Origin of the sequence: Kitasatospora sp. NPDC007106 (assembly GCF_040634455.1) — a bacterium.
GTDB lineage: Bacteria > Actinomycetota > Actinomycetes > Streptomycetales > Streptomycetaceae > Kitasatospora > Kitasatospora arboriphila.
In genome coordinates this window covers 1-6,060 of record NZ_JBEYFP010000360.1, presented here as the reverse complement: position 1 = coordinate 6,060, position 6,060 = coordinate 1, and the positions used below count along the sequence as shown (strand labels likewise).

Annotated in this window: 5 protein-coding genes and 2 pseudogenes; 1 reads left to right on the top strand and 6 read right to left on the bottom strand. The window is 75.0% G+C overall.

Features of this window, described 5'->3' with window-relative positions; genetic code table 11:
* On the top strand, positions 1–645 hold a 645-nt coding region (locus ABZ641_RS23345), incomplete at its 5' end, for an SDR family NAD(P)-dependent oxidoreductase (protein WP_359984552.1).
* A gap of 61 nt (positions 646–706) precedes the next feature.
* On the opposite strand, the gene ABZ641_RS23340 is transcribed toward ABZ641_RS23345, so the two are convergent.
* The 6 genes and pseudogenes from ABZ641_RS23340 to ABZ641_RS23315 all read right to left on the bottom strand — a co-directional run bounded on the left by ABZ641_RS23340 (position 707) and on the right by ABZ641_RS23315 (position 5,966).
* Positions 707–1,183, bottom strand: a complete 477-nt coding sequence (locus ABZ641_RS23340; RefSeq protein WP_344624930.1) for a hypothetical protein — start codon at positions 1,181–1,183, stop codon at positions 707–709.
* Between the two features lie 99 nt (positions 1,184–1,282).
* Positions 1,283–1,589 (bottom strand): annotated as a pseudogene (locus ABZ641_RS23335) (FAD-dependent monooxygenase); the annotation flags it as partial.
* Between the two features lie 64 nt (positions 1,590–1,653).
* Positions 1,654–2,319, bottom strand: coding sequence for a transcriptional repressor LexA (gene lexA, locus ABZ641_RS23330; RefSeq protein WP_344624929.1), 666 nt, complete (start codon positions 2,317–2,319; stop codon positions 1,654–1,656).
* 112 nt (positions 2,320–2,431) lie between these two features.
* A complete protein-coding gene (locus ABZ641_RS23325) occupies positions 2,432–3,916 on the bottom strand; it encodes an OB-fold nucleic acid binding domain-containing protein (RefSeq protein ID WP_359984549.1) in 1,485 nt (494 codons plus the stop codon).
* Between the two features lie 149 nt (positions 3,917–4,065).
* Positions 4,066–5,682 (bottom strand): annotated as a pseudogene (locus ABZ641_RS23320) (PHP domain-containing protein); the annotation flags it as partial.
* Positions 5,683–5,738: 56 nt separating this feature from the next.
* The gene (locus ABZ641_RS23315; RefSeq protein ID WP_359984547.1) at positions 5,739–5,966 is read right to left on the bottom strand and encodes a hypothetical protein; all 228 of its coding nucleotides are present in this window, start codon (positions 5,964–5,966) and stop codon (positions 5,739–5,741) included.
* Between the last annotated feature and the right edge of the window lie 94 nt (positions 5,967–6,060).

Sequence of the window (6,060 nt, the reverse complement as noted above, 5' to 3'; positions counted from 1 at the left end):
GCCGACGCGGACGCCGCACGGCTCGCGGACGCGGTGGACGCCGCCCGCTCCGCGCACGGCGGCGCCACCGTGACCGGTGACACGGTCGACCTGCTCGACCCGGACGCGACCCGCGCCTGGGCGCACCGCATCGAGAAGGATTCGGGCCGCATCGACGGCCTGGTCCACCTCGTCGGCGGCTGGCGCGGCTCGGCGACGTTCGCCGAGACGAACCTCGGGGACTGGACCGTCCTGGAGGACCTGCTGGTGCGCACCGTCCAGCACACCTCGCTCGCCTTCCACGACGCCCTCCTGCGCAGCGGGAGGGGCCGGTTCGTACTGATCAGCGCGGAGGGTGCCAGCCGGCCCACCGCCGGGAACGCCGCCTACGCGGCCGCGAAGGCCGCCGCCGAGGCGTGGACGCTCGCCCTCGCCGACGACTTCCGCAAGGCCGGAGGGGACGAAGGTCCGCAGGCCGCGGCCACGATCCTGGTGGTGAAGGCGCTGGTCCACGACGCCATGCGCGCCGAACGCCCGAACGCGAAGTTCGCCGGCTTCACCGACGTCAAGGACCTCGCGGACGCCATCGCCGGCCTCTGGGAGAAGCCCGCCCTGGAGATCAACGCGGCCCGCCTGTGGCTGGCCGCCCAGCCCCCCAAGCCCTGATCGAGGCCGAGCGTCTGCGGCGGCCGCGCGGCCCGGGTCCCCGGCCGGGCGAGCGGGGCGGTCAGTCCTCGCGGCGGGTCATGTGCATGTGCCAGTTGGTGATCCAGGTCCGGCCCTCGTCCACGGAGAAGGCCTGCTCCCAGTGGGCGGTGGTCCCGGTGATCTCCGACCAGACGAAGCGGACGTGCACCGTGCGGCCCCGGTACTCGTCGTCGCCGTGGAAGAGACCGGTGCCGTCCGGCTGGAAGGAGCCGACGACGGGCGGGCAGAGGATGCCGGTGCGCTCGTTCGCCCAGTACAGGGACCAGGCGTCGGCGGCCGGGTCGTACAGGCGCAGGGTCAGGCCCGTGAAGCCCTTGGTCGGGAACTCGATCTCGTCGAAGCTGGCCCGCCCGTCGAAGTGTGCGGTGGCGCGGGTGATGCCGGGGAACTCCTCCCAGCGGTCGTCGCCCTCGGTCGGATCGAGGAAGTCCTTGCGCCAACGGTTGACGACGTCGTAGGTGCCGGTGAAGAAGCCGAAGCCGGTGCTGTTGTCCATGGGCCGCAGGCTAGGAGCACTCCCCTGACATCTCCTGTCAGGGGAGTCGGACAGCCTGACGAGGGCGGGAGCGAGAGCACCGCTCGGGGCTCACGGGGTTCACTGCCCCTGTCCGGTGATCATCCGGAGCATGGCCCGGGCCGTGTTGTCCTCGGAGTCGATCCCCTGGACGACCTCGGCGCCTTCGAAGACGACGGCCTCGGTGCCGCGGGCGAACACGGCCTGCTCGTAGTCGCCGAGCGCGGCCTCGACGTCGTCGGGGTGCGCGGCGAGTGCCGTGCCGAGTTCGGCGCCGTCGAGCATGGCCAGGTTGGCGCCTTCGCCGTTCGGGGCCGCGAGGTGGGCGGCGTCCCCGAGCAGGGTCACCCCCCGGTACCCGGTCCCACCGGTGGCCGGTCGGCAGGCTGGTGGGGGCGCAGGACCGGTGCGGTGTCGGGCGTGCAGCCGGGCCGCCGGTCGTCCCGGTGGTGCTACATGGTGTGCAGGACGGCGACGACCTTGCCGAGGACGGTGGCGCGGTCTGCGGGGACGGGCCGGTGGGCGGCGAGGTGCGGCAGGAGCCAGGTGCGTTCGCCGTCCCGGCGGTAGCGGCTGATGGTGGTCTCGCCGTCGATCATCGCGGCGACGAGGTCGTCGTCGTCCGCGACGCCCTGGCGGCGGACCATGACGAGGTCGCCGTCGCGCATCGTGCCGTCGGTCGTGGCGGCGCCGCGGACGGTGAGTGCGATCAGTTCGCCGTCGCCGACGATCCGGCGGGGCAGGTGCAGCACGTCCTCGTCGTGCACGGCGGCGAGCGGGCCGCCGGCGTGACCCGGGCTGACCAGGGGAACGGCCACCGAACCGCGCTCCGGGCCGCCGGGGGCGGTGGGGCGGGTGGCGGTGAGGCGGTAGGTGCGGGTGCGCTGGGGGTCGGCCTCGACGTGGCCGAGGTCCTGGAGGCGGTTGATCTGGTGGGCGACCGAGGAGCTGCTGGACAGGCCCACGGCCCGCCCGATCTCGCGCAGGGTGGGCGGGTAGCCGCGGGCGGCGGTGTGGTCGGCGATCACCGCGAGGATGGCCCGTTGCCGGTCCGTCAGGCCGTCGCGGCCCACCGCGCGGCGCCGGCCGTGCACGAGCGTGCCGGGGTTGTCTGCCATGGCTGCTGTCCCCTCCTGCTGGTCGTGGCCGTGACCCCGACGGTAGCCCGCGCCACTGACAGCACCCGGTCGGCCGGCGGCGGCGGACCCGCACCTACGCACCGGCGGGTGGTCAGCGGAAGTCCCGGCTGGTGGTGCCGGGGGCGAGGGTGAGCGGGGCGAGGCGGGTGGCCTGGAGGTTGGTGGCGCCGTCGCGGCGCTCGACGGTGCCGTGGACGAGGAGGCCGGCGTTCTGCAGGGCGGTGCGGCGCCGGCGCTCCCACACGTGGGGCGGGCAGACCACGTTGATCAGGCCGGTCTCGTCCTCGAGGGAGATGAACAGGACGCCGCCGGCCGTCGGCGGGCGCTGGCGGTGGGTGACCAGGCCGCCGACGACGACCGGCCTGTTCGCGGGGGCGGTCCTGAAGGCGGCGGCGGTCAGGGCACCGCACCGGTCGAGGTGGGGGCGGGCGTGCTGGACGGGGTGGCTGGTGGCGGAGACGCCGGTCGCCCACAGGTCGGCGATGGTCTCCTCGACGGCCGTCATCCCGGGCAGGTCCGGGGCGGTGAGCGCCGGGGCGGTGCCGGGCAGCATGCCCGGTTCGGTGCGGGCGAGCAGCCCGGCGGACCAGAGGGCTTGGCGGCGGGTCAGGCCGAGGCTCTTGAACGCGCCGGCGGTGGCGAGCGCCTCCAGCGCGGGGGCGGGCAGGGCGGTGCGCAGGGCGAGGTCTTCGAGGTCGGTGTAGGGGCGGCCGGCGGCGACGGCCCCGGCGTGGTCGGTGCCGAGGCCGCGGACGGTTTCGAGTCCGAGGCGGATGGCCGGCCTGTCGGGCTCGGTGCCGGCCTCCAGGGTGGGGCCGGCCCGGGAGAGGTTGATGTCGGCGGGGCGGACGTCGACGCCGTGGCGGCGGGCGTCGGCGATCAGGGTGAGCGGGGAGTGGAAGCCCATGGGCTGGTTGGCGAGCAGGGCGCAGGTGAATGCGGCCGGGTGGTGGTGCTTGAGCCAGGCGCTGGCGTAGACGAGGAGGGCGAAGCCGGCGGCGTGGGACTCGGGGAAGCCGTAGGAGGAGAAGGCGTCGATCTTGACGTAGACGTCCTCGGCGACCTCGGGCGGGATGCCGCGTTCGGCCATGCCGGCGATCAGGCGTTCGCGGAGTTCGGCGACGCGTTCGTGGGAGCGTTTGGCGCCCATGGCCTGGCGGAGCCTGTCGGCCTCGGAGGGGCTGAAGCCGGCGCAGTCGACGGCGAGTTGCATCATCTGCTCCTGGAAGAGCGGCACGCCGAGGGTCTTGGCGAGGGCGCGTTCCATGAGCGGGTGCGGGACGGCGGCCTCCTCGTGGCCGGTGCGGCGGCGGATGTAGGGGTGGACGGAGCCGCCCTGGATGGGGCCGGGCCGGATGAGGGCGACCTGGACGACGAGGTCGTAGAACTTCCGCGGCCGCATCCGCGGGAGGGCGGACGCCTGGGCGCGGGACTCGACCTGGAAGACGCCGACGGTGTCGGCGCGGCAGAGCATGTCGTACACCGCGGGGTCGTCCGGCGGGATCGTGGCGAGGTCGAACCGCACGCCGTGGTGCTCGGCGACGAGGTCGCAGGTGTCGTGGAGGGCGGAGAGCATGCCGAGGCCGAGCAGGTCGATCTTGACGAGGCCGGCGGCGGCGACGCTGTCCTTGTCCCACTGCAGGACGGAGCGGCCGGGCGTCCGGGCCACTCGGTGGGGCAGGTCTCGGCGACCGGGCGGCGGGTGAGCACCATGCCGCCGGAGTGGATGCCGAGGTGGCGCGGCAGGCCGCGCAGTTGCCCGGCGAGTTCGCGGACGTCGTCGGGAACGCTCGCGTCGGCGGGCGGCATCTCGTGCCGGCCGGTCTCGCGGGCGAAGCGGTCGAGGTCGCCGGTGGCGTGGCCGAGGGCGCGGGCGGCGTCGCGGACGGCGAGGCGGGGCTGGTAGGTGATGACGTCGGCGACCTGGGCGGCGTGGTCGCGGCCGTAGGTGTCGTAGACGTACTGGATGACCTCCTCGCGGCGGCGGTGCTCGATGTCGAGGTCGATGTCGGGCGGGCCGTCGCGTTCGGGGCTGAGGAAGCGTTCGAACAGCAGGCCGTAGTGGATCGGGTCGACGCTCGTGATGCCGAGGGCGTGGCAGACGGCGGAGTTGGCGGCGGAGCCGCGGCCCTGGCACCAGATGTCGGCGCGGCGGCAGAAGTCGACGATGTCGTGGACGATCAGGAAGTAGCCGGCCATGCCGAGCTGCTCGATCACCGTCAGCTCGTAGTCGACCTGCCGGTGCGCCCTGGTGTTCGAGGGGTCGAAGCGGCGCCGGGCCGCCTCCAGGGTGAGCCGGCGCAGCCAGCCGGCTTCGGTGTGGCCGTCGGGGACGGGGAAGCCGGGGAGTTCGGGGTCGAGGGCGCGGAAGTCGAAGGCGCAGGCGTGGGCGAGGTCGACGGTGTTCTGCTGGACGCCGGGCCAGGGGGTGAGGCGGGCGGCCATCTCGGCGGGTGAGCGCAGGTGGGCGGTGCCGGCGGCGGCGAGGTGGGGCTCGGCGTCGGCGAGGGTGCGGCGCTGGCGCAGGGCGGCGAGGGTCTGGGCGAGGCGGGTCTGGGCGGGGGCGGCGTGGTGGGCGGCGGTGGACGCGATCAGGGTGAGGCCGGTGCGGTGGGCGAGGGCGGCGAGGGCGTCGTTGCGGTCGTCGTCGCCGGGTACCCGGTGGTCCGTCAGTTCCACGAACACGTCGGCGGGTCCGTACCGGTCGGCGAGTGCGCGCAGCTCCCGCTCCGCGGCGGCGGGTCCTTCGGTCTCGAGGGCGCGGCGGACGGCTCCCTTGCGGCAGCCGGTGAGGATCGCCCAGTGTCCGTCGGCGGCGTCGGGGAGGCGGTCGGTGTCGTAGACGGGTCGGCGTTTTCCGGCGCCGGCGAGGTGGGCGTCGCCGATCGTCCTGGACAGCCGTCGGTAGCCCTCGGGGCCGCGGGCGAGGACGAGGAGGTGCTCGCCGTCCTGGTCGGGGGTTCCGGTGGGTTCGCCGGTGGCGCCGAGGGTGAGTTCGGCGCCGAACACGGTGGCGATGCCGGCCTTGCGGGCCTCGCCGGCGAGGACGGCTGCGGCGTAGAGGCCGTCGTGGTCGGTGACGGCGAGGGCCTCGGTGCCGAGGCGGACGGCCTCGGCGACCAGGTCGGCCGGGTCGGAGGCGCCGTCGAGGAAGGAGTAGGAGGTGTGGACGTGGAGCTCGGCCCAGCCGGGGCCGGCCCGCCTCGGCTCCGGCCGAGGCGGCGTGGACGCGGCTGGGCCGGGAAAGGGGACGACCTCTCCCCCGCCGGGGACGGCGCGGCCGCCAGCCGTGCGGCGCTCCGGTTCGCGCCACGGCGTGGTGGGGTGGTTGGTGAATCCCATGTCGTTCCAGGTGGTGCTCGGGGGGTGCGGTCATCGGGTCCGGGGCCGCCGGTTGCTCAGCTGTCGTAGGCGCCTTCGACGCGCCAGCGACCGCCCTCGACGGCGAGCAGTAAGGCACGGCCGTCGGCGAGCGTGACCTGCAGGCGGGCGGTGCGGCGGGTGTCGGCGGTGTCCCACCAGCGTTCGGTCGCCGGCCACGGCCCGGCCCAGCCGGTCACCTCGACCGTCCGGCCGCCGAGGATCAGGCGGGCGGGCGGCGCGAGGGCCTCCGCGCGGGCGGTCACCTGGACTTCCTGCCCGTCGGCGTCCAGCAGCCGCACCGGCCGGCGTCCCGGACGACCAGGGCGTGCGACCCGGCCACGCCGAGTCCGCGCAGCA